Below are 24,360 nucleotides of genomic sequence, written 5' to 3'. Positions count from 1 at the left end.
TTACCGCCGTGAAAGGGCGGTGTCCTAGGCCACTAGACGAAGGGGACGCAAACCCTTCTATACAACTGATCAACGCTTGGTGTTGATCGCTTCGAAGCCGGTGTGGCCAGGCTTCGAAGTGTAAATTGGTGGAGCTAGACGGGATCGAACCGTCGACCTCTTGCATGCCATGCAAGCGCTCTCCCAGCTGAGCTATAGCCCCTCATCGTTGATGTCATCGCTGAGGACGGGGCGAATCTTAAGGGCCTATCGAAAGCCTGTCAAACTTATTTTTGAAAAAAATCAAAGTTTTTTGTCGGCATAACAATCACTTACCGCCCTCCCCCCGAAAATCCGGAGGAAAAACGCCGAAGGCCGGAATCAATCGATCCCGGCCCTCGGCGGTTCCTGCAGAGTCAGACGTGCTTAGGCAATCGCGCCCAGCAGCTTTTCCCACTCTTTGTTTTCTTTCTTCGACACGCCGCCCAGCAGGTCAATCGCCTGACGCAGACGGAAACGCGTCAGGTCCGGCCCGAGGATTTCCATCGCATCGAGCACCGACACCGAACTTGCCTGACCGGTGATCGAGGCAAACATCAGCGGCATCGCGTCACGCAGCTTCAGCTCGAGGGACTCGACCACCGCCTGAATCGTTGCGGTGATGCTGTCCTTCTCCCACTGACGCAGGCTTTCGAGCTTCCACAGGATCAACTGCATCAGTTGGCGAACCTGATCGCCCGAAAGCTTCTTCGATTCGAACAGCTTGGCATCCGGGTTCACGCCACCGGCAAAGAAGAACCCGCCCAGCGGTGCAACCTGGCTGAAGGTTTCCACGCGGCCCTGCACCAGCGGCGCAATCTTCATCATGTATTCGGAGTTGAACGCCCACTTCTGCACACGTGCGGCGAACTCTTCCACCGGCAGATCACGCAACCACTGACCGTTGAGCCACGACAGCTTCTCGATGTCGAAGATCGGCCCGCCGAGCGATACGCGCTTGAGGTCGAAGTTGTCGACCATTTCCTGCAGCGAGAACTTCTCGCGCTCGTCCGGCATCGACCAGCCCATGCGGCCCAGATAGTTGAGCATCGCTTCCGGCATGAAGCCCATGCGCTCGTAGAAAGTCACCGAGGTCGGATTCTTGCGCTTGGACAGCTTGCTCTTGTCCGGGTTACGCAGCAGCGGCATGTAGCACAGCTCCGGTTGTTCCCAGCCGAAATACTCGTACAGCAGAATCAGTTTCGGTGCCGACGGCAGCCACTCTTCGCCGCGCAGCACGTGGGTGATGCCCATCAGGTGGTCGTCGACCACGTTGGCGAGGAAGTACGTCGGCAGACCGTCGGTCTTCATCAGCACTTGCATGTCCATGCGATCCCACGGGATCTCGACATCGCCACGCAGCATGTCCGGCACCACGCAGACGCCTTCGCTCGGCACCTTCATGCGGATCACGTGCGGTTCGCCAGCAGCCAGACGCGCGGCGACTTCTTCCTTGGACAGCAGCAGCGCGCGGCCGTCGTAACGCGGGGTTTCGCCACGCGCCATTTGTTCGGCGCGCATCTGGTCGAGTTCTTCTGCGGTGCAGAAGCACGGGAACGCGTGCCCCATGTCGACCAGTTGCTGGCAATACTTCTGATAGATATCGCCACGCTCACTTTGGCGGTACGGACCGTGCGGGCCGCCGACGTCCGGGCCTTCGCTCCAGTCGATCCCCAGCCAGCGCAGGGCGTCGAAGATCTGTTGTTCGGACTCGCGGGTCGAACGCAACTGGTCGGTGTCTTCGATGCGCAGGATGAACTCACCGCCATGCTGCTTGGCAAAGCAGTAGTTGAACAATGCGATGTAAGCGGTACCTACGTGGGGGTCCCCGGTAGGCGATGGCGCGATGCGAGTGCGGACGGTGGTCATGGCATGTCTCGAAAAGAATGAAAAGCAAAACAATCAAGCGGCGAATGGTAACAGGCGATACCCGCCCCGCTCCAGCGGGCAGGGCATTTAAGCCAAGTTTGCGTCTGTAACGCCCATAGAGCGCGGCGAATGGTCGAATATCAGCCGATGGCATTTACCGCTTATCGGCTTCGTGCCAGATTCGCCTCCTGATAACTTTCCTTACAATTCCTCGACTACAGTTTGCCCATGCCTGCCCAACTCAAGCGTCGCCTGTTTATTTTCCTGTTACTGGTTCTGTTGATCGCCGGGGGCTTCTTCGCCCATTGGTTTTTCAAGGGACGCTTTTATGAAAGCACCGACAACGCTTATGTCCAGGGCGAAATCACCCGCGTGTCGAGCCAATTGGGCGCGCGCATCGACGAAGTGCTGGTGCAGGACAATCAACACGTGGAAAAAGGCCAACTGCTGGTGCGCCTTGAACCCAATGATTTCCGCCTGGCTGTGGATCGCGCCAATGCGGCGCTCGCCACCCGCGAAGCCGAACGCCTGCAAGCCCAGAGCAAGCTGACCCAGCAATCGAGCCTGATCGCCGCCAGCGACGCACAAGTGGCGACCACCCAAGCCACCCTCGGCCGTTCGCAGATCGACTTGTCGCGCGCCGAAACCCTGCGCAAACCCGGTTATGTCTCTGAAGAGCGGGTCACCACCCTTTCCGCCGACACCCACATCGCCCGCTCGCAGGTTGCCAAGGCGCAGGCCGATGCACAGAGCCAGCGCCAGCAGGTCAATGCCCTCACCGCCGAAATCAAACGCCTCGACGCGCAGATCGCCAACGCCCGCGCCGACCTCGCCCAAGCCGAACTCAACCTGACCCGCAGCGAAATCCACGCGCCGATCAGCGGCCTGGTTGGCCAGCGCGCCGCGCGCAATGGTCAGGTGGTGCAGGCCGGTGCTTACTTGTTGTCGATCGTCCCGGACGAAGACATCTGGGTGCAGGCGAACTTCAAGGAAACCCAGATCGGCCACATGCTCCCCGGACAAAAAGCCGAGCTGACCTTCGATGCCTACAGCGACACCCCGATCGCAGCGCGGGTCGACAGCCTGTTTGCCGCCTCGGGTGCGCAGTTCAGCCTGCTGCCGCCGGACAACGCCACCGGCAACTTCACCAAAGTCGTGCAACGGATTCCGGTGAAACTGACGTTCAAGGCTGACAATCCGCTGCACGGCAAAATCCGCCCGGGCATGTCGGTCACCGCCACCGTGAACATCAAAGACGCCCCAGACAATGGCCGGTGATTCGCTGATCCGCCCGGTCGGCGAACCGACCCGGCGCGATTGGATTGCGGTGATGAGCGTGATGCTCGGCGCGTTCATGGCGGTGCTCGACATCCAGATCACCAACTCCTCCCTGAAAGATATTCAGGGCGCGCTGTCGGCGACGCTGGAAGAAGGCTCGTGGATTTCCACCTCGTACCTGGTCGCGGAAATCATCATGATCCCGCTGACCGCGTGGCTGGTGCAGTTGCTCTCGGCGCGGCGGCTGGCAGTGTGGGTGTCGCTGGGGTTTCTGGCTTCGTCCTTGCTGTGCTCGATGGCCTGGAGCCTCGAAAGCATGATCGTGTTTCGCGCCATGCAGGGCTTCACCGGCGGCGCGCTGATCCCGCTGGCGTTCACCCTGACCCTGATCAAACTCCCCGAACACCACCGCGCCAAAGGCATGGCGATGTTCGCCATGACCGCCACCTTCGCCCCGTCCATCGGCCCTACCCTCGGCGGCTGGCTCACGGAAAACTGGGGCTGGGAATACATCTTCTACATCAACATCCCGCCGGGGCTGATCATGATCGCCGGACTGATGTACGGCCTGGAAAAGAAAGAAGCGCACTGGGAACTGCTGAAGAGCACCGACTACACCGGCATCCTCACCCTCGGCATCGGCCTCGGGTGCCTGCAGGTGTTTCTTGAAGAAGGTCATCGCAAGGACTGGCTCGAATCGAACCTGATCGTGACCCTGGGCAGCATTGCCCTCATCAGCCTGATCACCTTTGTGATCGTGCAGGTTTCCAAGCCCAATCCGCTGATCAACCTCGGCATCCTGCGCAATCGCAATTTCGGCCTGTCGAGCATTTCCAGCCTGGGCATGGGTGTCGGGTTGTATGGGTCGATTTACCTGCTGCCGCTGTATCTGGCGCAGATCCAGAACTACAACGCCCTGCAGATCGGCGAAGTGATCATGTGGATGGGCGTGCCGCAGCTGTTCCTGATTCCGCTGGTGCCGAAGCTGATGCAGTTCGTCTCGCCAAAATGGCTGTGCACGCTGGGCTTCGGCTTGTTCGGGCTGGCGAGTTTTTCGTCGGGGGTGCTTAACCCGGATTTCGCCGGGCCGCAGTTCAATCAGATCCAGATCATCCGCGCACTGGGCCAACCGCTGATCATGGTGACCATTTCACTGATCGCCACGGCGTACATCCTGCCGCAGGACGCGGGGTCGGCGTCGAGCCTGTTCAATATTCTGCGTAACCTCGGCGGCGCGATCGGCATCGCCCTGCTCGCCACGCTGCTGGATGCACGCACCAAGACTTACTTCGATTACTTGCGTGAGGCGGTGGTGCCGACCAATCCGCAGGTGGCCGAGCGCCTGGCGTCGATGTCCGACCGGTTTGGCAGCGATACGGCGGCGCTGGGCAAGTTGAGCGAGATCGTTCATCAGCAGGCACTGATCATGGCCTACAACGATGCGTTTCACTTTGTCGGGATTGCGCTGGGGATCAGCATGTTGGCGATTTTGCTGACCAAAAAACTGCCGCAAGGATTGAAGGCTGGTGAATCCCACTAACTGCAACTGATCGTTCCCATGCTCCGCGTGGGAATGACTCCGGTGACGCTCTGCGTCACAGCGGACGCGGAGCGTCCGGGGCTGCATTCCCACGCAGAGCGTGGGAACGATCATCCTTACACAGCCAAAAGCCGCTCACGCAGTTTGGCAATCTCATCACGCATTTGCGCCGCCGCTTCAAACTCCAGATCCCGCGCCAGCTGATACATCTTCTCTTCCAGCGCCCGAATACGTTTGGTGATTTCACTCGGCGAACGCAGTTCGGCTTCGTACTTGGCGTTTTCTTCGGCAGCCTTGGCCATGCCCTTGCGCTTCTTGCTGCGCGAGCCCGGCACGGTGGCGCCTTCCATGATATCGGCGACGTCCTTGAACACACCTTTGGGGGTGATGCCGTTTTCCAGGTTGAAGGCGATCTGCTTGTCGCGACGACGCTCGGTTTCGCCGATCGCCCGCTCCATCGAGCCGGTGATACGGTCAGCGTAGAGAATCGCCCGGCCATTGAGGTTCCGTGCCGCGCGGCCAATGGTCTGGATCAGCGAACGCTCGGAACGCAGGAAGCCTTCCTTGTCGGCATCGAGGATCGCCACCAGCGACACTTCCGGCATGTCCAGGCCTTCGCGCAGCAGGTTGATCCCCACCAGCACATCGAAGGTGCCCAGGCGCAGGTCGCGGATGATCTCGACCCGCTCGACGGTGTCGATGTCCGAGTGCAGATAACGCACGCGCACACCGTGATCGGCGAGGTAATCGGTGAGGTCTTCGGCCATGCGCTTGGTCAGCGTGGTAACCAGCACCCGCTCCTCAACCGCTACGCGCTTGGTGATTTCCGAGAGCAGGTCATCGACCTGGGTCAGCGCCGGACGCACCTCGACTTGCGGATCGACCAGACCGGTCGGGCGCACCACTTGCTCGACCACACGCCCGGCGTGCTCGGCCTCGTAGTTTCCCGGCGTCGCCGAGACGAAAATGGTCTGCGGGCTGACCCCTTCCCATTCATCAAAGCGCATCGGCCGGTTGTCCAGCGCCGACGGCAGACGGAAACCGTATTCCACCAACGTCTCTTTACGCGAGCGGTCGCCCTTATACATCGCGCCGACTTGCGGCACGCTGACGTGGGATTCGTCAATCACCAGCAAGGCGTCGGCCGGCAGGTAATCGTAGAGCGTTGGTGGCGCGGCACCGGCCGGGCGTCCGGACAAGTAGCGCGAGTAGTTTTCGATGCCGTTGCAGTAACCCAGCTCGAGAATCATCTCCAGATCGAAACGGGTGCGCTGCTCCAGGCGCTGGGCCTCCACCAGTTTGTTATTGCTGCGCAGGTATTCGAGGCGCTCCTGCAATTCAACTTTGATGTGTTCGATAGCGTCGAGCAGGGTTTCGCGCGGCGTCACATAGTGGCTCTTCGGGTAGAAGGTGAAGCGCGGCATCTTGCGGATGACTTCGCCGGTCAACGGGTCGAACGCGGAAATGCTCTCCACTTCATCGTCGAACAGCTCGATGCGGATCGCTTCCAGATCGGATTCGGCCGGATAGATGTCAATCACGTCGCCACGCACACGGAACGTCGCCCGGGCGAAATCCATGTCGTTGCGGGTGTATTGCAAGTCGGCCAGACGCCGCAGCAATGCGCGCTGATCGAGTTTGTCGCCGCGATCGACGTGCAACACCATCTTCAGATAGGTTTCCGGGCTGCCCAAGCCGTAGATGCACGACACCGTGGTGACGATGATCGCGTCCTTGCGTTCGAGCAACGCCTTGGTCGCGGACAGGCGCATCTGCTCGATGTGATCGTTGATCGACGCGTCCTTCTCGATGAAGGTGTCGGACGAAGGCACATAGGCTTCAGGCTGGTAGTAGTCGTAGTAAGACACGAAGTATTCGACGGCGTTGTTCGGGAAAAACGCCTTGAACTCACCATAAAGCTGCGCGGCGAGGGTTTTATTCGGCGCCAGCACCAGCGTCGGGCGCTGCACTTGCGAGATGACGTTGGCGATGCTGAAGGTCTTGCCCGAGCCGGTCACACCGAGCAGCGTCTGGTGCGCCAGCCCGGCTTCGATGCCCTCGACCAGTTGGCGAATGGCTTGCGGCTGATCGCCGGCGGGCTCGAAGCGGGTGACTAGCTGGAATTCGGACATACACACCTCTGGGATCGCGGCTCGCGCAGAAAACAGTCGAGTCACGGGGATGACCGCAAACGACCGTTGTCGCCCAAGGAAAAACGAAGATTGTGCTCAATGTGGAGTCGATTGCCTCACCTTTCAAGGCAAACGTCCTACATCCGGTAAAGTCTGCGACAAGACCAATCGACTAACGGTCAAAAAATAATCGGAAAAACTTGGCCGAAAAACCTAATCGCCTGTCGCCATTGCTCAGTGATGGCCTCTATACTAGCTCCCCGTTTGTGCACCGCTCTAGTGCATTCGGCTGGAGCGCCACACGTCCCTCCATTATCCATTCAGAGCCGCCGTAATAATGAGCCTGTTCTCCGCTGTCGAAATGGCACCCCGCGATCCAATCCTGGGCCTCAACGAAGCATTCAACGCCGATACCCGGACCACCAAGGTCAACCTGGGCGTCGGTGTGTACTGCAACGAAGAGGGGCGAATTCCCCTGCTGCGCGCCGTGATCGAAGCCGAAACCATTCGCGCTGCTCAGCACGCCTCCCGTGGCTACCTGCCGATCGACGGCATCGCGGCCTACGACCAGGCGGTGCAAAAGCTGCTGTTCGGTAACGACTCGCCGCTGATCGCTGCCGGTCGGATCGTCACCACTCAGGCCGTCGGCGGAACCGGCGCACTGAAAATCGGTGCCGACTTCCTCAAGCAACTGCTGCCGAACGCCGTCGTGGCGATCAGCGACCCGAGCTGGGAAAACCACCGCGCGCTGTTCGAAACCGCCGGCTTCCCGGTGCAGAACTACCGTTACTACGACGCCGCCAGCCACGACGTGAACCGTGCCGGCATGCTCGAAGACCTCAACGCCCTGCCGAACGGCTCGATCGTTATCCTGCACGCCTGCTGCCACAACCCGACCGGCGTCGACCTGACCCCGGCGGACTGGAACAACGTGCTCGAAGTGGTGAAGGCCAAAGGTCACGTGCCGTTCCTCGACATGGCTTACCAGGGTTTCGGCGACGGCATCGACGAAGACGCCGCAGCTGTGCGTCTGTTCGCTGAGTCCGGCCTGACGTTCTTCGTCTCGAGCTCGTTCTCCAAGTCGTTCTCGCTGTACGGCGAGCGCGTTGGCGCCCTGTCGATCGTCAGCGAGTCGAAAGAAGAAAGCGCGCGCGTGCTGTCGCAGGTCAAACGCGTGATCCGCACCAACTACTCCAACCCGCCGACCCACGGTGCAAGCATCGTCGCCGCTGTGTTGAACAGCCCGGAACTGCGCGCCCAGTGGGAAGCCGAACTGGCTGAAATGCGTCTGCGCATTCGTGGCATGCGCGAGCAGATGGTTGCCCTGCTGGCCGAAAAAGCCCCGCAGCGTGACTTCAGCTTCGTCGGCCGTCAGCGCGGGATGTTCTCCTACTCCGGCCTGACCACTGAACAAGTGCATCGCCTGCGTAACGAGTTCGGCATCTACGCCCTGGACACCGGCCGCATCTGCGTGGCCGCGCTGAACCAGAGCAACATCAAAGCGGTAACGGATGCGATCGTTCAGGTCATCTGATTGCGCTTTGCAATGAGAAACGGGAAGCCCTGGGGCTTCCCGTTTTTTATTTGTCCGAATGAACGCTGCTTAACCTCTAGACTGCACATAAATCCCATTGTAGGAGTGAGCCTGCTCGCGATGGCGTCTCGTCAGGCTCATCATCACTGTCTGACACACCGCTATCGCGAGCAGGCTCACTCCTACAGGTTAATGTGTACACCTCAGAATTTTGTGAGAAACCCAATGAAAAACGACAACCTGCGCGCCGACCGTGACGATCTGGATGATTTCATCCCCCGCGCATCGGCCAAACGCGAAAAAAGCCTGGTGCTGCAAGTCGCAGCAGGGGTGTTTCTCGGTGGCCTGGCCCTGTGGCTGGTGCAACTGGCCGCCACGGCGGCTTACGCCAAGTTGCTGCTAGGCACGATCACCTTCGGCAGTTAAGCCAGCTCGCTCGCGCGCTGACTGGCCGCATCGTCATAAGCGACGTATAGCGATTCGGCGATCTGGCTTTTTATCGCCTTGGTGCTTTCCAGGCCCAGCACAAACCCTTCGGCCTTGCCGCCAGCACGGTTCAATTCTTCAGTGGTGCTGGCCTGAGTGATCGCGTCGAAGAGTTTCTCGGCGTGCGGGCCGACCCCTTTGGGCAGGCTGATTTGCGCGATGCTCATGCGAACACCTCGTCTGGACGGGAAACGAGAACGGATTGATTCATGGCGCGTACCTTTTCGGCGAATGGCCGGCAGCGCGTGTGACCACTTCCGGGCGACCATGGTAGACGTATGAGGCGGTTCTGGTAATCGCTAATCACTGACAAATCACCGTCCGTCCTGATAAAACCAGAAACTTCACACCCAATGCTTGACTTCTCTTTTTGAATCAGTAACATACGCACCAATTCCGCAATAGCTCAGTTGGTAGAGCAAATGACTGTTAATCATTGGGTCCCTGGTTCGAGTCCAGGTTGTGGAGCCAAATAGCAAAGCCCCTGAATCGAAAGATTCAGGGGCTTTTTTGTGGATGATCGAAAATCCGCTGCAAAACGAACAAGGCCGATCTGTCTCCAGATCGGCCTTTTTCATGCCATCAGCGGTCAGACGTGTTCGCCGCTCTTCATCTGCGTCTTCGGCGCACCGTGACCATGGTCATGATCCGAATCGACCTCGATCACCGGCACTTCCTTGCCATCGCAATCATGCAGCTTGCCGTCACTGAAGTAATCGCCTTCACGCAGCGCCGCCAGATCGCGATAGCGCAGGGTCCGCTCTTCCGCTGCGGCAAACACCGACTGCTGATCCGAGTTGCCGGCGGTGAAGTGGTTGAAGGTCAGGTTCAGCACGATCGCCATGATCGCCGACGAGCTGATGCCCGAATGGAAAATGGTCGCGAACCAGCTTGGGAAATGATCGTAGAAGTTCGGCGCGGCAATCGGGATCATGCCGAAGCCGATCGACGTCGCGACGATGATCAGGTTGACGTTGTTGCGGTAATCCACCTTCGACAGCGTGCGGATGCCGCTCGCTGCCACTGTGCCGAACAGCACAATACCGGCACCGCCGAGCACCGAGGTCGGCACCGCCGCAATCACCCGTCCCATGAACGGCAGCAGGCCGAGAATCACCAGGAAGATACCGCCAGTGGCCACCACATAACGGCTCTTGATCCCGGTCACTGCCACCAGCCCGACGTTCTGGGCGAACGCGCTTTGGGTGAACGAACCGAAGATCGGCGCAAACATGCTCGACAGCATGTCTGCGCGCAGTCCGTTACCGAGGCGCTTGGAGTCGACCTTGGTGCCGATGATTTCACCGACCGCCAGGATGTCTGCCGAGGTTTCCACCAGGGTCACCATGACCACGATGCACATCGACAGGATGGCGGCGAAGTGGAAGGGCGGCATGCCGAAGGGGAACGGTGTCGGGAAGCCGAACATCGGCCCTTGAGCGACACCGGAGAAGTCGGCCATGCCGAGGAACACCGCCAGCACCGTACCGATCACCATGGCCAACAGGATCGACAGGCGCGAGATGGTCGAACTGCCGACCTTGCTCAGCAGCAACACCAGCACCAGCGTTACCGCCGCCAGACCGATGTTCTGCATGCTGCCGAAGTCCGGCGCGTGACTGTTGCCACCCATGGCCCAGCGCGCGGCCACCGGCATCAGCGTCAGGCCGATGGTGGTGATCACGATGCCGGTCACCAGCGGCGGGAAGAACTTGGTGATGCGCGAGAACACCGGCGTGATCAATAAGCCGATCAACGACGCGGCAATTACCGCCCCCAGCACCGACTGAAAGCCGCCCTCCCCGCCACTGCTGACGATTGCGACCATGGTCGCCACACCCGAGAACGACACGCCCTGCACCAGCGGCAACTGACAGCCAAAAAACGGTAGACCCAGGGTTTGCAGCAGTGTCGCCAGCCCCCCCGCAAACAATGAAGCAGCAATCAACAAACCAATGTCCGCCGGCGACAGGCCGGCCGCCTGACCGATGATCAGTGGCACCGCGACGATACCGCCATACATCGTCAGAACATGTTGCAGGCCGTAAGCCATATTCGCGCCGACCCCGAGATTTTCGTCCTCGGGCCGTTGGTGTGAAACATGGGGCGTTTTCATGTTGGGGGGTTCCCTGGTTTTTGTTATGCGCACACTGTATTCAATACTCGTGACAAATGTCCATAGAGTTGTATACAACTTGCCGGTCACATAATGGATAGGTAGCCACCCAACCTTCTATCTCGCCACCTCCATCTCCCACAAATCCGGCAACACATCCCCTCCTGCCCCCGTTTTTATCGCACCAGGCTGAAGTGTTCATGGCGACCAGCGGTGCATGAGCGCTCTTTTTATACATATAAATTATGCATAATTAAGCCATTCGAAATTCAGTTCGACAAAAGCAAGAACGCAGCCAACAAACTCAAGCACAGGGGCGTCAGCCTTGCCGAGACCGAGCCGGTCTTTCACGACGAACGCGCCCTGACGGATTGAGGACAACGACCATGACGAACAGCGCTGGATCACCCTCGGTCTCGATGGCAAAGGGCGTTTGCTGGTGGTTGCGTACAGTTATCGCGAAGCCAATGTCGTTCGAATCATTTCTGCACGTGTCGCTACACCGAGCGAATGTTGCGCTTACTTTCTGGAGGCTTGACCGATGAAAGATGAATATGACTTCTCGCAGGGCAAACGCGGCGCTCTGGCGCCCAACAAGGGCAAGACCCGCATCACCATCATGCTCGACGACGCCGTCATCGAAGCCGCCCGCAGCGTGGCGGAAAATGAAGGGTTCGGTTATCAGACGGTCATCAACAACACCTTGCGCCACGCCCTGCTGGAGGCTGAAAGCAAACCGCAGCAGCCCGACGTGCCGCACGCCGGGCATTTCAAGCAGGGGATTACCGCCGCCGACCTCAAGAGTCTGGAAAAAAAGCTGTCGGCGGCGGTCGGGGAAATCCGCCGGGTTCTGGAGCCGGAAGCCAAGCCCTGAAATCAGACGGGCACGAGCATCCGCGCCAGCGACTGGCGCACCTGTGGCTGGTCAGGCAGACGCAGATCGAACTCTTGCTCCAGCACTTCAATCAGTTCATCGACATCCGCCACTTCGCGCCGCTCACTCTCGGCGCCCATGTGATGAATCGCGAAGCTGCCGTTGTTCAGTGTCCGACGCCAGCCATCGCCAGTACGCGCGACCATCAACCGCTTGGCAAACGGTGACTCGGGATGGGTCGAGACATACCAGTTGCCGAGGGTGTAATCGATATCTTCCTGGCGTTGCAGATCAAACAGGTACATCGACCGCCACTCGCCCGCGACATCGGCGCGCAGCATGTAGCCGTCGGCCTGTTTTTCGATGCGATAGGACTCGTGCGGCGTCGGCTGTGCATCCTCGATATCGAGCAGCAGCGGCGCGGTCGGCACCATGCCGCCGAAGCCGACATCGGTGATGTAGCGCTCGCCATCGATGATCACCAGACTCAAGCGATGGGTGCGCGCCGTCCACGTGCCTTCGGGCTGCGCCAGCACCACGCGCCCCGAGATGCCACGCGCCTCGAAGCCCAATTCCAGCAACAACGTCAGAAACAGATTGTTCAGTTCGTAGCAGTAGCCACCACGGCCACCGTTCAGGACTTTTTGCTCGACCGATGCCAGATCGATCAGCACCGGCGCGCCCGTGATCGTCGACAGGTTCTCGAAGGCAAAGACCCCGGTATGGCGCAACTGCAATTGCCGCAGGGTTTCCAGGGTCGGTGCCGGTGGGGCATCGAACCCCAGGCGTTGCAGGTACAACGCCGGATTCGCCAGACGTGGCTCGCTCATTGCTCAGTCCTTTTGCATGTGGCCGCGGATCGCTGCGCCGATGGCCGACATGTATACGGGATTGCCCCCTGAGTCCGACAATTGATTTCGCCAATCACCGCTACCGACGTTTGCGTGAACCGATGCGAATCCAGGTCGGGGCATGGTCGCTGGCATGTGGCTCATTGCGTACCCACGCATCTACCCCAGCCTCGTGTAGATACGGACTGAGTGCCGGGTTAAGCAGCAGATGATCGATGCGCAGGCCGGAGTTGGTTTGCCAGTGCTGGCGGAAATAATCCCAAAACGTGTAGAGGCGATCGTCGGGATACAGGTGTCGCAGCGAATCGCTCCAGCCCTGCGCCAGCAAGCGTTGATAACACTCGCGGCTCTCGGGTTGCAGCAACGCATCCTTGAGCCAGGAGCGCGTATTGTAGATGTCCATGTCGGTAGGCACCACGTTGTAATCACCGGCCAGCACCACCGGATGATCGCTGCTTTGCAGGTCTTTCGCGTAGCGGATCAAGCGCTCGAACCAGGCCAGTTTGTAGTCGAATTTGGGTCCCGGTTGCGGGTTGCCGTTGGGCAGGTACAGGCACCCGACCAGCACACCGTGCACCGCCGCCTCCAGATAGCGGCTGTGCTTATCCTCGGGGTCGCCCGGCAAACCACGGCGGCTTTCCAGCGGTTGCGCATCGCGGGCGAGGATCGCCACCCCGTTCCATGACGCCTGACCCTGCCAGGTCGCGCCGTAACCCGCCGCCTCCAATTCGGCAACAGGGAATGCACTGTCCACCGACTTGAGTTCCTGCAGGCACGCGATGTCCGGCTGCTCGCGCTTGAGCCATTCCAGCAGGTTCGGCAGCCGCGCACGCAAGCCGTTGACGTTGAAGGTGGCGATCCGCAGGTTTTTCATCGTCCAGGCTCCGGCAAACAACGTGTGAAGATTGTGACCTTGGGCTGACGACGGTGGTTGCATCGGATCATCCGGCTGCGGCCTAATAGGCGCTCGCCACCCGCCCGATCTGCCGAGACCTGCACCCATGCTCACCACGCTGCAAGGCCCGCGCCTCCTCCTGCGCCCGCTTCAGTACAGCGACGCCAACGCCCTGCTCCACGCGGCCGCCGACGGCGAGCTGTGGAACCTCACCGTCACCGTGGTGCCGTCTGCGAGCACCGTCGACAGCTACCTGAAAAAGGCCCTCGACGGCCGCGACGCCGGCACGGTCATGCCGTTTGTGATTGTGTTGAAGGACAACGGCGAAGTGATCGGCTCGACCCGTTTCTGGAAGATCGATCCGCTCAATCGCAAACTGGAAATCGGCAGCAGTTGGATCGCCGCGCGCTGGCAGAAATCCTTCGTCAACACCGAAGCCAAGTACCTGATGCTGCGCCATGCCTTCGAGGTGCTCGACTGCGTGCGGGTGCAGTTCACCACGGACGAGAACAACCAGAAATCGCGCGACGCGATCCTGCGCCTCGGTGCGCAGCAGGAAGGCATCGTGCGCCACGAGCGGATCATGCCGGACGGGCGCAAGCGCAACTCGGTGCGCTTCAGCATCATCGATGACGAGTGGCCGCAGGTGCGCCTGGCGCTGGAGCAGAAACTGGCGGACGAGCGACGCTGAGGTTCGTTAACCGCTCGTCAGCCAATCGGCACCAACCGCGACCGGTGTCAGACCAAATTCAGGTAACCGACCCTTTCTGGAGACGTACCATGACAATGCACACACTCACCTCTTTGTTGCTCGCCGGCCTGCTCGCCAGCGCCTCGGCCGCCAGCTTTGCGGCGAACGACAGTTCCGCCACCTCCGGCACCAACCCCGACGTCAACAAAAGCACGCCCAAGCCACCGGACAACACCCCGGGCGCGCCTGCCGGCAGTAACGGCGCTGGCAGTCCCGGTTCTGGCAACGGCACCGGCACCAACGGCGGCGCCATGGGATCGGGCTCGGGCGCTGGCGGCGGAACCGGTGCGGCAGGCGGCGGGACTGGCGGCGCGGGCGGTGGCTCGGGCAGCTGAATGAACCGGCGTGATGGTTGGTAGTTAGACATGAAACTGTGGCGACGGCGGCTCGCTCGCTCGCTCGCCACAGTTGATCGCGAAAACCTCAGCGATCCGAACGCATCAACTCGGCAACCTCCGCCTCCAGCGACAACACCGCCGCGCGATTGCGTCCGGCATTCTTCGCCTGATACAACGCCGCGTCGGCCCGCTGGATAAATACTTCCAGGCTGTCATTGCCGCGGGGAATAAACGAGTAACAGCCCAGACTCACCGTCAGATACCCGGTCGGCGAACCGCTGTGGGTGATGCGCTTGTCCATCACGCTGCGGCGAATCTGCCCGGCAATCGCCAGCACGCCGTTGATGTCAGTGTCCGGCAGCAGCACCGCGAATTCCTCGCCACCATAACGCACTGCCAGATCGGCTTTACGCTGACAGCAACTCTTCAACGCCAGGGCCACCTGAGTCAGGCAATGGTCGCCCGCCACATGGCCGTAGGCATCGTTGTAGCGTTTGAAGAAATCGATATCGAGCATGATCAGGCCGACCGGACTCGACTGCCGCGCGCCACGGGCAAATTCGATCTCCAGTGAGCGCTCGAACAGTCTCCGATTGGCCAGCCCCGTCAGGCTGTCATGGGTTGCGATCTGCTCCAGCGCCCGTTGCGCCTTGCGCAGGTTCTTCTCGATGCGCTCGCCGTCGCGCACCTGATGAATGAACACCCAGCCAAACAAGCCAACGCCAAGGATCACCAGCGCGACGATCACGCTGGACTGAAAGGCCCGCTCATACCAACCCTTGAGAATCGTGTCGCGCGATGACGCCGCCGCGACTACCAGCGGGTACGAGCCCAACTGCCGATAACCGTACAAACGCACCACGCCATCGACCACTGAGCGGATCATCGCGGTGCCGGCGGGGGCTTCGGGCAGCAGTTTCTGGTAAATCTTGCCTTGCGCCAGCGACGAACCGATCAGGCTTTCGTCAAACGGCCGCCGCGCCAGCAGGGTGCCGTCCTTGAGTCCGAGGAACATGATGCCGTTGTCATCGAGGCTGAAGCTTTTGAAGAACCGGTCGAAGTACGCCATCTTGATCCCGGCCATCAGCACGCCCTGAAAATTGCCGTCGCGGTCGTTGATGCGTTTCGAGATCGGGATGATCCACTCGCCATTCTCGCGGCTGCGAATCGCCCGGCCGATGTGCGCCACGGTGGAAACGTTCTGCTGGTGAAACTTGAAGTATTCGCGGTCGACCACGCCGTCGCCACGGGGCAAGTCGGGAAACGAGGTAATCACCCACTGCCCCTCGCGGTCGAACAGGAACATGCCGTGCAGTTGTTCCAGTTGCTGCACCCGACGGGCGAAGGTTTTTTGCAGACGCGGTCGTTGCGCGGCGCCGTAACCATCGTCCTCGACCCAATCGGCCAGACTGGTGAGCACCAGGTCGGCGGCCAGAAAGGTGTCTTCGGCCTGCTGCGCCATGGCCCGGGTCAGGTTGGTGGAGGCGATCTGCGCGTTTGCCAGATCCTGGCGCCGCGTCTGCTCCAGTTGCAAATAGAGCAAGCCGGACAGGCACAGGCACACCGCAACGATGAACAACGCTGCCGCCTTGCGCAGCGGCAAGCGTTTAAGCGTGCCGGGAGTCTGATGCGGGTCGTGAATGGGGATTGGCAAAAACGTGTCCTGGGCAGGTACGACAGGGGCCGCAGCCCGAAACCCTTACTTTTCGTGAGCGTAGCCCACCGGAATGCGCACGGCAAACCAGCAGCGCCAACACATTCCTGCCCAGTTGTATCGGCGCGTGAGGGATTTGGATGACCTCACGCGTCGATTTATTTTTCAGTTCTGGTGTTGTGTGTAATCAACGCGACGGCGGCACCCGAATATCCCCCGCCCGGCACTGGGTCTTCACGCCCTTGCCGCAGGCGCCGAACTGCAGATCCTTGCCCATGCACACCCGCACTTCCGACAGTTCCGGACCGCTGCAGACTACCGCGATACCATCCGCTGGAATCCCCGGGTTGGCCTTGCGGAAAAGGTCGGCGATTTCCTGGGCTTCAAAGTAGTAGGAGCTGCTGAACGGTTGCAGCTCTTGGGGGATTTTCACCGCGCCGACGGCTTTGTCCGCTTCATCCAGATAACCCATCGCACCCAGACCGCTGCAGGTACCGTGCTTGGACCATTCGTGGTCGAGCAGTTTCTTGGTCGGGAACAGCGTCAGGCCCTTGCTGGTTTCCGCCGCCGTCAGCATGGTCAGCGGTGGGCAGGATTCCGGCCAGCCACCGTTGGCATATTGCGGCCACAAACCGTGCAGCACGAAGCCGTAGCCCTTGCCGGAACATTGCACGTCATCTTTATGGGTCAGGCAGAACGTCGGTGACCAGGACAACGTCAGCAGGTAGTAATCGAACTGCCCCGCCACCGCCTCCGTTTGCACTTTGCTGGCGTGCGACTGACGCGCCGAACTCAGGCCGATGCTACCGGCCGTCAGCGCGATCAGCGCCAGAATTGTAAACAGCTTTTTCATGTACCCGCTCCTTGGGACGCCTGCGTCCGTGGTTTTCGATCCTGGCCAGGCTGGCCAGCGCTGATTTCGACACGCTTGTGTTGCAAGCGCATGACGCAAGGCAACGCCGTACGCCGTTGAAAGGTCTACGATTAACAGGCAGACATCAAACCAAGGGATCCGAAATGAGTAAAGCAGACGAACTGGCCGCCAAACTCAAGCAAACCCGGCATACCCACGCGGATGCCGCGCTGGAGATCGATTGCTGGCCGGCGCAGGTCTACGATCTGTACCACCGCATCGAGGCCTGGCTGCAGCCAGTCACCGAAGTCGGCCTGAAAATCCGCCGCAATCCGACCCACGTTTGCGAAAGCTCGCCCGATGGCGAAAGCCACGATTACGCGATCGACCAATTGGTGATAGAGGCCAACCAACAAACCCTGACATTTGATCCCATCGCGCGTTTTACCGAGGACGGCGCCGGGCGCGTGCAGATCACCCTGCCCGAGCGCAACACCTATCTGCTGCGCACCGTCGATGAACACCACGAAAGTCATTGGTGGTTGCAGACGGTGGAAACCGGTCAGGAGCTGGATGCCATCGCGCTGACCGAAAACAACCTGTTGCAGGTGGTGCAGGAAGGACTGGGGCTTTAGGTACTCTCTGCCACCATCAAGACTGAGTGCTCGATCCGCCACACTCAACGGCCAGATTTCCTAAAGGATTCTGGCCGCTTGTCGTTACAGGACCACTAGTCCAACCCATTGGAAAACCTGACCGCATGGATGCTTTGACCGTAACGCCGCTTACGCAATTCTTTAAACGCAATTTCAAACGGGTTCTTGATTACTGGAGCCAGATCACCGTCACGCTGGGCCTCCTTGGTGCAGGCCTGGCGATCCTTGGGCTGTATATCTATACCCGTGCGATTGGTCGTACAGATCTTTTCCTGCCGAGTATCGATGCCAAATCGGTGCTTGCCATCTGGCTGCAATTAATTGTGCTGATCATGATCGGCTATCTGGTCGTACTCTCCGCCAGCGCTTGTTTTTACGGCATCACGGTGTCGATGTTCGATAAAGTACCCAAAAAACACAATCGAATCGCTAGTTGGCTGCTACTTCCTCTGTGCTCTGGCTTTTTTACTTTTACTATTCTACTTTTCATTTTTCCTGAAAGATTCAGTGCCGGGATTTCGATGCTGACAGTCTTTTTGGTAACCCTGCTCGCCTACTCCGCGCTTTTCCTGTTCAAACCCTTTCGAAAAATCTTCAACCAAAACACCGAAAAAATGCTGGGCTGGGAGAAAAATTTCTTTCGACTCCTTATCGGTAGCATCGTCGGCCTTGCCGTTCTCTTCGCTTCACTCCCGACCTTATTAATTCTCTCGACTTACGTCGGCGAAGATAACGCTGACGCAGTAATGGTCGTCGGATTACTCTGCTTAGGCACACTCGTTTTGAGCCTCGTTCCGGTTTTCATTTTTTACATCAGTAAAGGTCATGTCTTTGCGCGTATCGCTTATGGCATCGCAACAGCACTGGTGCTGTTCAGCGCGTTTCTTCTTCTATCACCTGGAGCAATGCCAAGCATCACCTACGCAGCCGCCGGAAACCTGGCTATCCGTCAAATGCCGGCGCGTTTCATTCTGGATGAAAGCATCAGCCTCGGCGACGTAGATAACAGAGAGTGGCGAACCAGACTCAATGAAAAGAAAAAGGTCGAAGTCACGGCGTTTCCATTGTTCGCCTTCGGCGACATCTTGCTGTTGTGCAGCAGAGATTTGTTGCGCTTGAACCTGTATGACCTGCCTCGCTACACAGGTTTCTGCATTGCCACACGCAACAGCAAGGTGACCCAGAAACCGTTGCGCCCCGGACTTGCACGTGCGCTCACCTGGCAACAGCGCGCTGAACACGTCGTGGGCTGGGAGCACTTGCGCTCAGCTGTTTTAAAACCCATTCACGCATCATCACGAGCGCTGGAATTCAAACGCTTGAGTGAGCAGACAGCTGAACCTGTCAAAACTGTAATCCCCCTCTCAGCCAACTGAAAGCCAGCGCTGGTTAGCCTCCCCGTCATGTGTCAAACGGGGACTTCCAGCGCATGCCTTCCACCACTTCAAGACGCACCTTCGTCAAAGGCCTCGCCGCCAGCGGCCTGCTCGGCGGCCTCGGCCTGTGGCGCGCGCCGGTCTGGGCGCTAAGCGAATCGGGGCAGATCAACCAACCGAGCGGCAGCGAGTTCGAGCTGTTCATCGGCGAAACCCCGGTCAACTTCACCGGCAGCCCACGCACCGCGCTGACCATCAACGGCAGTCTGCCCGGCCCGCTGCTGCGCTGGCGCGAGGGCGATACGGTGACGCTGCGGGTGCGCAACCGGCTCAAGGACAGCACCTCGATTCACTGGCACGGCATCCTGCTGCCGGCCAACATGGACGGCGTGCCGGGCCTGAGTTTCCATGGCATCGAACCGGGTGGCGTGTACGTCTACCAGTTCAAGGTGCGGCAGCACGGCACCTACTGGTATCACAGCCATTCCGGGTTGCAGGAACAGGCCGGAGTCTACGGGCCGCTGGTGATCGACGCCAAGGAACCGGAGCCGTTCCAGTACGACCGCGACTACGTGGTGATGCTCAGCGACTGGACCGACGAAGCCCCGGCCAGCCTGATGAAGACCCTGAAAAAGCAGTCCGACTACTACAACTACCACAAGCGCACCGTCGGCGATTTCATCGACGACGTCAGCGAAAAAGGCTGGAGCGCCACCGTCGCCGACCGCACCATGTGGGCCGAAATGAAGATGAACCCTACCGACATCGCTGACGTCAGTGGCGCGACCTACACCTTCCTGATCAACGGCCACACCCCCGACTCCAACTGGACCGGGCTGTTTCGCCCCGGCGAAAAACTGCGCCTGCGCCTGATCAACGGCTCGGCCATGACCTATTTCGATGTGCGCATTCCCGGACTGAAAATGACCGTGGTCGCGGCGGACGGCTTGCACGTCAAACCGGTCAGCGTCGATGAGCTGCGCATCGCGGTGGCGGAAACCTACGACGTGATCGTCGAACCCGCCGCCGAGGCCCACACCCTGTTCGCCCAGGCCATGGACCGCACCGGTTACGCCCGCGCCACCCTGGCAACGCGTGCCGGTTTGTCAGCCCCGGTGCCTGCGCTGGACCCACGTCCGTTGGTGACCATGGACGACATGGGCATGGGCGGTATGGATCACGGCTCGATGGACATGAGCGACATGGCGGGCATGGATCACTCGGCGATAGGCCCGATGCAATCCCACCCCGCCAGCGAGAAAGACAATCCGCTGGTGGACATGCAAGCCATGAGCACCACCCCCAAACTCGATGACCCTGGCCTCGGTCTGCGCAACAACGGTCGCCGCGTGCTGACCTACGCCGACCTGCGCAGCACCTTCGAAGACCCGGACGGCCGCGACCCCGGCCGCACGATTGAGCTGCACCTGACCGGGCACATGGAGAAATTCGCCTGGTCGTTCAACGGCATCAAGTTCTCCGACGCCGAGCCGCTGCGCCTCAAGTACGGCGAGCGCATTCGCCTGGTGTTGGTCAACGACACAATGATGACCCACCCCATCCACCTGCACGGTATGTGGAGCGATCTGGAAGACCAAAACGGCAACTTCCAGGTGCGCAAACACACCATCGACATGCCGCCCGGCACCCGCCGCAGTTACCGGGTGACAGCCGATGCATTGGGCCGCTGGGCCTATCACTGCCATCTGCTCTATCACATGGAAATGGGCATGTTCCGCGAAGTGCGGGTGGAAGAATGAAGGGGCCGATCATGACTCGAATCGCAGCGTTCTGCGTGTTGCTCATCGGCACAGGCGCCATGGCGGCCAACGACATGCCGGGCATGGATCACAGCCAGATGCCCGGCATGGATCACTCGATGCAAAGCATGGACGACGGCATGATGCAGCCACCCGCGCCGACTGAAAGCCGCACGCCGATCCCGGTGCTGACCGACGCCGACCGCGCCGCCGTGTTCGTCAGTCCCGGCGGCCATCAGGTGCATGACAGTGCAATCAACACGTACTTCCTTGCCGACAAACTCGAATGGCAGGACGCCGATGACGGCAGCACGCTGGCCTGGGATCTGTCTGGCTGGATCGGCGGCGACATCGATCGCCTGTGGCTGCGTTCGGAAGGCGAACGCAGCAACGGCAAGACCGAGGACGCCGAGATCCAGGCCTTGTGGGGCCACGCCATTTCACCGTGGTGGGACGTGGTCAGCGGCGTGCGCCAGGACTTCAAACCCGGCGCGCCGCAAACCTGGGCCGCGTTCGGTTTGCAGGGCATGGCGCTGTACAACTTCGAGGCCGAGGCCACCGCGTTTCTCGGTGAGGGCGGGCAAAGCGCGGTACGGCTGGAGGGCGACTACGACATTCTGTTGACCAACCGGCTGATCCTGCAGCCCACCGCCGAACTCAACGTCTACGGCAAGAACGACCCGCAACGGGGCCTCGGCTCCGGTCTGTCGAACACCGAAGCGGGTCTGCGCCTGCGCTATGAAATCCGCCGTGAATTTGCGCCGTACATCGGCGTGACGTGGAACCGCACCTACGGCAACACCGCCGATTATGCTCGCGAAGAAGGCGAGGATCGCAGCGAAGCGCGCCTCGTGCTTGGCGTGCGGATGTGGTTCTGAATCCCATTAGAAAACAACCCAGAGGTCTTGCATGCGCACGTCGAATATCACCCTTGTACTCGCCAGCGGATTGCTCTTGAGCACCCTCGCCCAGGCCCACCCGAAACTGCTGTCATCGACCCCGGCCGACGGCGCCGACGGCGCAGCACCCGGCAAGATCGAACTGCACTTTTCCGAGAACCTGCTGACCCAGTTCTCCGGCGCCAAACTGGTGATGACCGAGATGCCCGGCATGGCCCATTCGCCGATGCCGATGAAGGCCAGGATCAGCGCCGGCAGCGACCCGAAAACCATGCTCGTCACCCCGCTCGACCCGCTGCCTGTCGGCACCTACAAGGTCGAGTGGCGCGCGGTGTCGTCCGACACGCACCCGATCACCGGCAACGTCATGTTCAAAGTGAAGTGAGCGATGATTGAACTGAGCAACATCATCCTGCGTCTGGCGTTGTATGTGGATTTGCTGCTGTTGTTCGGGATGGCGTTGTTTGCGCTGTACAGCGGTAACGTCGTCCTGCGGTTTGGCCCGATGTTGCGTGGGTTGGCGTTGCTCGGGGCGCTGCTGTCTGTGACTGGATTGTTGCTGATGACCAGCGCCATGAGCGGCGAAACCGAGTTCGCCGCGCTGTGGCCGCACCTGCAGATGATGCTGCTGGAAACGGATGTCGGGGCGGCGTGGGTGGTGCGCCTGGTGGTGCTGATCGTGGTGCTGATCCGGCCGGTTTTCTGGATCGCGTCGATTGCCGGAGCGATCGCCCTCGCCTCTCTCGCGTGGAGCGGACACGGGGCGATGGATGAGGGGCTGCTGCGGGCCTGGCATTTCCTCAGCGACATCCTCCATCTGCTGGCGGCGGGTGCATGGTTGGGGGGCATGTTGGCGCTGGTGTTGCTGGTCCGTGGCCGTGTGGATGAAACGCGGATTCGCCTGTTGGCTGATGCAGTGAAACGCTTCGAATGGGTCGGCGCGGCGATTGTGCTGACGCTGTCGATCACTGGCGTGGTGAATTACCTGTTCATCGTCGGCCCGAAGCTGGATGACATGCTATTCGGCACCTACGGGATGTTGCTGGCAATCAAGGTTCTGCTGTTTGCCGGGATGTTGGTGCTGGCCGCGCTGAACCGCTTTCACCTTGGGCCTGCGCTGGAACGATCAGTACGCGATGAGCAGCACGTCGTCGCGGCGAATGCGCTAAGACGCAGCGTGCTGCTGGAACTGGGCATGGCCCTGCTGATCGTCGCCTTGGTGGCGTGGCTCGGCACGTTGAGCCCGGACGCGGGATGACACCCGCGAAGGCATTTCACTACACTGGCTCACCGTCCTCTTCAGAAGCCCGATTTCGATGACAATTCTAAAAAGCACCCTGATCCTTTGCGGCGCGCTGACCTTGGCCGCGGGCGTTCAGGCCCAGGAAACGCCTTCGCACCTCGACAGCATCCAGCAACAAGGCCAACTGCGCGTCTGCACCACCGGCGACTACAAGCCCTACACCTTCAAGCGCAGCGACGGCGACTTCGAAGGTATCGACATCGCCATGGCGCGCTCGCTGGCCGCCAGCCTCGGGGTCAAAGTGGAATGGGTGCAGACCACCTGGAAAACCCTGACGCCAGACATGCAGGCCGGCAAGTGCGACATCGGCATGGGCGGCATCTCGGTCACCCTGGAGCGGCAGAAAAAAGCCTACTTCAGCAACACCCTCGACAGCGACGGCAAGATCCCGCTGGTGCGCTGCGCCGATCAAACCAAGTACCAGAACCTCGAGCAGATCAACCAGCCCAACGTGCGCCTGGTCGAACCCGCGGGCGGCACCAACGAAGCCTTCGTCCACGCCCTGCTGCCCAAGGCGCAACTGGCCCTGCACGACAACGTGACGATCTTCCAGCAGTTGCTCGACAACAAGGCCGACGTGATGATCACCGACGCCTCGGAAGCGCTGTACCAGCAGAAACTCAAACCCGGTTTGTGCGCGGTGAATCCGCACCAGTACATGCAGTACGGCGAGAAGGCTTACCTGCTGCCGCGCGATGACATCAGCTGGAAGTTGTACGTCGATCAGTGGCTGCACCTGAGCAAAGTCACCGGCACTTATCAGAAGATCATTGGTGAATGGTTGGCTGTGCCGCAGTAAGCGGTTTCAGCGCTTCACTGGCCTGGCTGTCCGGCGCGGCGGTCAGGACGATAGCTCCCGTTCTGAAGCCGACACCCGTTACTTCAGCGAACTGGCGATCGAGAAGGCGTTGGAGCCGAAGGAGTTGATTCTGATTGAAGGCGCGAGCCACATCGACCTGTACGACAAGGAAAGGAATAGTTTGTCGGGCCGGCGGTGGAGAAAATGGTGGGGAGCTTCAAGCACTACCTGTAACGCGGCAGGCACAAAAAAAAGGCGCCCGAGATGGGCTAACGCCGATCAGTTAAGCGAACTCAATGCTCAAAGCAACGAAGATCAATTGTGGGAGCGGGCTTGCTCGCGAAGACTGACTCGCAGACAACACACACTCTGCTGGCA

At 60.2% G+C, this 24,360-nt stretch carries 22 protein-coding genes, 2 tRNA genes and 2 pseudogenes; 17 read left to right on the top strand and 9 right to left on the bottom strand.

Annotated features, from left to right (window positions below):
- Nucleotides 1–126: 126 nt before the first annotated feature.
- Nucleotides 127–202: transfer RNA gene (locus tag PseAD21_RS26165), tRNA-Ala, on the bottom strand.
- 203 nt (nucleotides 203–405) lie between these two features.
- Nucleotides 406–1,887 carry a glutamate--tRNA ligase gene (gene gltX, locus PseAD21_RS26160; RefSeq protein ID WP_102358658.1) on the bottom strand — a complete coding sequence of 494 codons (1,482 nt, stop codon included), beginning with the start codon at nucleotides 1,885–1,887 and terminating at the stop codon, nucleotides 406–408.
- A 228-nt stretch (nucleotides 1,888–2,115) separates the two neighbouring features.
- On the opposite strand from gltX, the gene PseAD21_RS26155 reads away from it, so the two are divergent.
- On the top strand, nucleotides 2,116–3,165 hold the full coding sequence (locus PseAD21_RS26155; RefSeq protein WP_102358657.1) for an HlyD family secretion protein: 1,050 nt from the start codon (nucleotides 2,116–2,118) through the stop codon (nucleotides 3,163–3,165).
- A gap of 49 nt (nucleotides 3,166–3,214) precedes the next feature.
- Nucleotides 3,215–4,705, top strand: coding sequence for an MDR family MFS transporter (locus PseAD21_RS26150; protein WP_178082169.1), 1,491 nt, complete (start codon nucleotides 3,215–3,217; stop codon nucleotides 4,703–4,705).
- A gap of 116 nt (nucleotides 4,706–4,821) precedes the next feature.
- Here the strand turns inward: PseAD21_RS26150 and uvrB are convergent, their stop codons facing one another.
- Complete coding sequence (gene uvrB, locus PseAD21_RS26140) at nucleotides 4,822–6,837, bottom strand: excinuclease ABC subunit UvrB (RefSeq protein ID WP_102358654.1); 2,016 nt, start codon at nucleotides 6,835–6,837, stop codon at nucleotides 4,822–4,824.
- 337 nt (nucleotides 6,838–7,174) lie between these two features.
- Here uvrB and PseAD21_RS26135 point away from each other — a divergent pair, with 337 nt between their 5' ends.
- Both PseAD21_RS26135 and PseAD21_RS26125 read left to right on the top strand, forming a co-directional pair.
- Complete coding sequence (locus PseAD21_RS26135) at nucleotides 7,175–8,371, top strand: amino acid aminotransferase (RefSeq protein ID WP_102358653.1); 1,197 nt, start codon at nucleotides 7,175–7,177, stop codon at nucleotides 8,369–8,371.
- 225 nt (nucleotides 8,372–8,596) lie between these two features.
- Nucleotides 8,597–8,797, top strand: coding sequence for a hypothetical protein (locus PseAD21_RS26125; RefSeq protein ID WP_102358660.1), 201 nt, complete (start codon nucleotides 8,597–8,599; stop codon nucleotides 8,795–8,797).
- Here PseAD21_RS26125 and PseAD21_RS26120 read toward each other — a convergent pair.
- Nucleotides 8,794–9,024: a hypothetical protein gene (locus PseAD21_RS26120; RefSeq protein WP_102358652.1), complete on the bottom strand. Its 231-nt coding sequence runs from the start codon at nucleotides 9,022–9,024 to the stop codon at nucleotides 8,794–8,796. The two genes, PseAD21_RS26125 and PseAD21_RS26120, sit on opposite strands and share 4 nt — an antisense overlap.
- A gap of 228 nt (nucleotides 9,025–9,252) precedes the next feature.
- Between PseAD21_RS26120 and PseAD21_RS26115 the strand changes: the two genes are divergently transcribed.
- Nucleotides 9,253–9,328, top strand: a tRNA-Asn gene (locus PseAD21_RS26115).
- Nucleotides 9,329–9,446: 118 nt separating this feature from the next.
- Here the strand turns inward: PseAD21_RS26115 and PseAD21_RS26110 are convergent.
- On the bottom strand, nucleotides 9,447–10,973 hold the full coding sequence (locus tag PseAD21_RS26110) for a nucleobase:cation symporter-2 family protein (RefSeq protein ID WP_102358651.1): 1,527 nt from the start codon (nucleotides 10,971–10,973) through the stop codon (nucleotides 9,447–9,449).
- 252 nt (nucleotides 10,974–11,225) lie between these two features.
- Here PseAD21_RS26110 and PseAD21_RS26105 point away from each other — a divergent pair.
- Both PseAD21_RS26105 and PseAD21_RS26100 read left to right on the top strand, forming a co-directional pair.
- A pseudogene (locus tag PseAD21_RS26105) lies at nucleotides 11,226–11,511 on the top strand (BrnT family toxin).
- Nucleotides 11,512–11,514: 3 nt separating this feature from the next.
- Nucleotides 11,515–11,847, top strand: a complete 333-nt coding sequence (locus tag PseAD21_RS26100; protein ID WP_102358650.1) for a BrnA antitoxin family protein — start codon at nucleotides 11,515–11,517, stop codon at nucleotides 11,845–11,847.
- Between the two features lie 2 nt (nucleotides 11,848–11,849).
- Here the strand turns inward: PseAD21_RS26100 and PseAD21_RS26095 are convergent, their stop codons facing one another.
- The gene (locus tag PseAD21_RS26095; protein ID WP_102358649.1) at nucleotides 11,850–12,677 is read right to left on the bottom strand and encodes an arylamine N-acetyltransferase; all 828 of its coding nucleotides are present in this window, start codon (nucleotides 12,675–12,677) and stop codon (nucleotides 11,850–11,852) included.
- Between the two features lie 100 nt (nucleotides 12,678–12,777).
- The gene (xth, locus tag PseAD21_RS26090) at nucleotides 12,778–13,572 is read right to left on the bottom strand and encodes an exodeoxyribonuclease III (RefSeq protein ID WP_102358648.1); all 795 of its coding nucleotides are present in this window, start codon (nucleotides 13,570–13,572) and stop codon (nucleotides 12,778–12,780) included.
- A gap of 127 nt (nucleotides 13,573–13,699) precedes the next feature.
- On the opposite strand from xth, the gene PseAD21_RS26085 reads away from it, so the two are divergent.
- Both PseAD21_RS26085 and PseAD21_RS26080 read left to right on the top strand, forming a co-directional pair.
- A complete protein-coding gene (locus PseAD21_RS26085) occupies nucleotides 13,700–14,284 on the top strand; it encodes a GNAT family N-acetyltransferase (protein ID WP_102358647.1) in 585 nt (194 codons plus the stop codon).
- A gap of 89 nt (nucleotides 14,285–14,373) precedes the next feature.
- Complete coding sequence (locus PseAD21_RS26080; protein WP_102358646.1) at nucleotides 14,374–14,679, top strand: hypothetical protein; 306 nt, start codon at nucleotides 14,374–14,376, stop codon at nucleotides 14,677–14,679.
- Between the two features lie 88 nt (nucleotides 14,680–14,767).
- On the opposite strand, the gene PseAD21_RS26075 is transcribed toward PseAD21_RS26080, so the two are convergent.
- Nucleotides 14,768–16,336, bottom strand: a complete 1,569-nt coding sequence (locus PseAD21_RS26075) for a diguanylate cyclase (RefSeq protein WP_102358645.1) — start codon at nucleotides 16,334–16,336, stop codon at nucleotides 14,768–14,770.
- Nucleotides 16,337–16,523: 187 nt separating this feature from the next.
- The gene (locus tag PseAD21_RS26070) at nucleotides 16,524–17,189 is read right to left on the bottom strand and encodes a ribonuclease T2 (protein ID WP_102358644.1); all 666 of its coding nucleotides are present in this window, start codon (nucleotides 17,187–17,189) and stop codon (nucleotides 16,524–16,526) included.
- Between the two features lie 164 nt (nucleotides 17,190–17,353).
- Between PseAD21_RS26070 and PseAD21_RS26065 the strand changes: the two genes are divergently transcribed.
- The 8 genes and pseudogenes from PseAD21_RS26065 to PseAD21_RS29905 form a co-directional block, all read left to right on the top strand.
- Entirely contained in the window at nucleotides 17,354–17,824 is a 471-nt protein-coding gene (locus tag PseAD21_RS26065) for a hypothetical protein (RefSeq protein ID WP_098964677.1), read from the top strand.
- Nucleotides 17,825–17,949: 125 nt separating this feature from the next.
- The gene (locus PseAD21_RS26060) at nucleotides 17,950–19,221 is read left to right on the top strand and encodes a hypothetical protein (protein ID WP_102358643.1); all 1,272 of its coding nucleotides are present in this window, start codon (nucleotides 17,950–17,952) and stop codon (nucleotides 19,219–19,221) included.
- Between the two features lie 53 nt (nucleotides 19,222–19,274).
- Nucleotides 19,275–20,981 carry a copper resistance system multicopper oxidase gene (locus PseAD21_RS26055; RefSeq protein ID WP_102358642.1) on the top strand — a complete coding sequence of 569 codons (1,707 nt, stop codon included), beginning with the start codon at nucleotides 19,275–19,277 and terminating at the stop codon, nucleotides 20,979–20,981.
- Between the two features lie 59 nt (nucleotides 20,982–21,040).
- Nucleotides 21,041–21,859, top strand: a complete 819-nt coding sequence (locus tag PseAD21_RS26050) for a copper resistance protein B (protein ID WP_256588268.1) — start codon at nucleotides 21,041–21,043, stop codon at nucleotides 21,857–21,859.
- Between the two features lie 31 nt (nucleotides 21,860–21,890).
- Complete coding sequence (copC, locus tag PseAD21_RS26045; protein WP_102358641.1) at nucleotides 21,891–22,265, top strand: copper homeostasis periplasmic binding protein CopC; 375 nt, start codon at nucleotides 21,891–21,893, stop codon at nucleotides 22,263–22,265.
- Nucleotides 22,266–22,268: 3 nt separating this feature from the next.
- Nucleotides 22,269–23,138, top strand: a complete 870-nt coding sequence (copD, locus tag PseAD21_RS26040) for a copper homeostasis membrane protein CopD (RefSeq protein ID WP_102358640.1) — start codon at nucleotides 22,269–22,271, stop codon at nucleotides 23,136–23,138.
- 58 nt (nucleotides 23,139–23,196) lie between these two features.
- A complete protein-coding gene (locus PseAD21_RS26035; RefSeq protein ID WP_102358639.1) occupies nucleotides 23,197–23,982 on the top strand; it encodes a transporter substrate-binding domain-containing protein in 786 nt (261 codons plus the stop codon).
- Nucleotides 23,957–24,360, top strand: a pseudogene (locus PseAD21_RS29905) (hypothetical protein); the annotation flags it as partial. The gene PseAD21_RS26035 and the pseudogene PseAD21_RS29905, both read left to right, overlap by 26 nt.

The sequence above is a fragment of the Pseudomonas sp. AD21 genome (genome assembly GCF_002878485.1).
Taxonomy (GTDB): Bacteria; Pseudomonadota; Gammaproteobacteria; order Pseudomonadales; family Pseudomonadaceae; genus Aquipseudomonas.
Note: the sequence above shows the minus strand (reverse complement) of the source record. Positions and strands in the feature narration are given on the sequence as shown.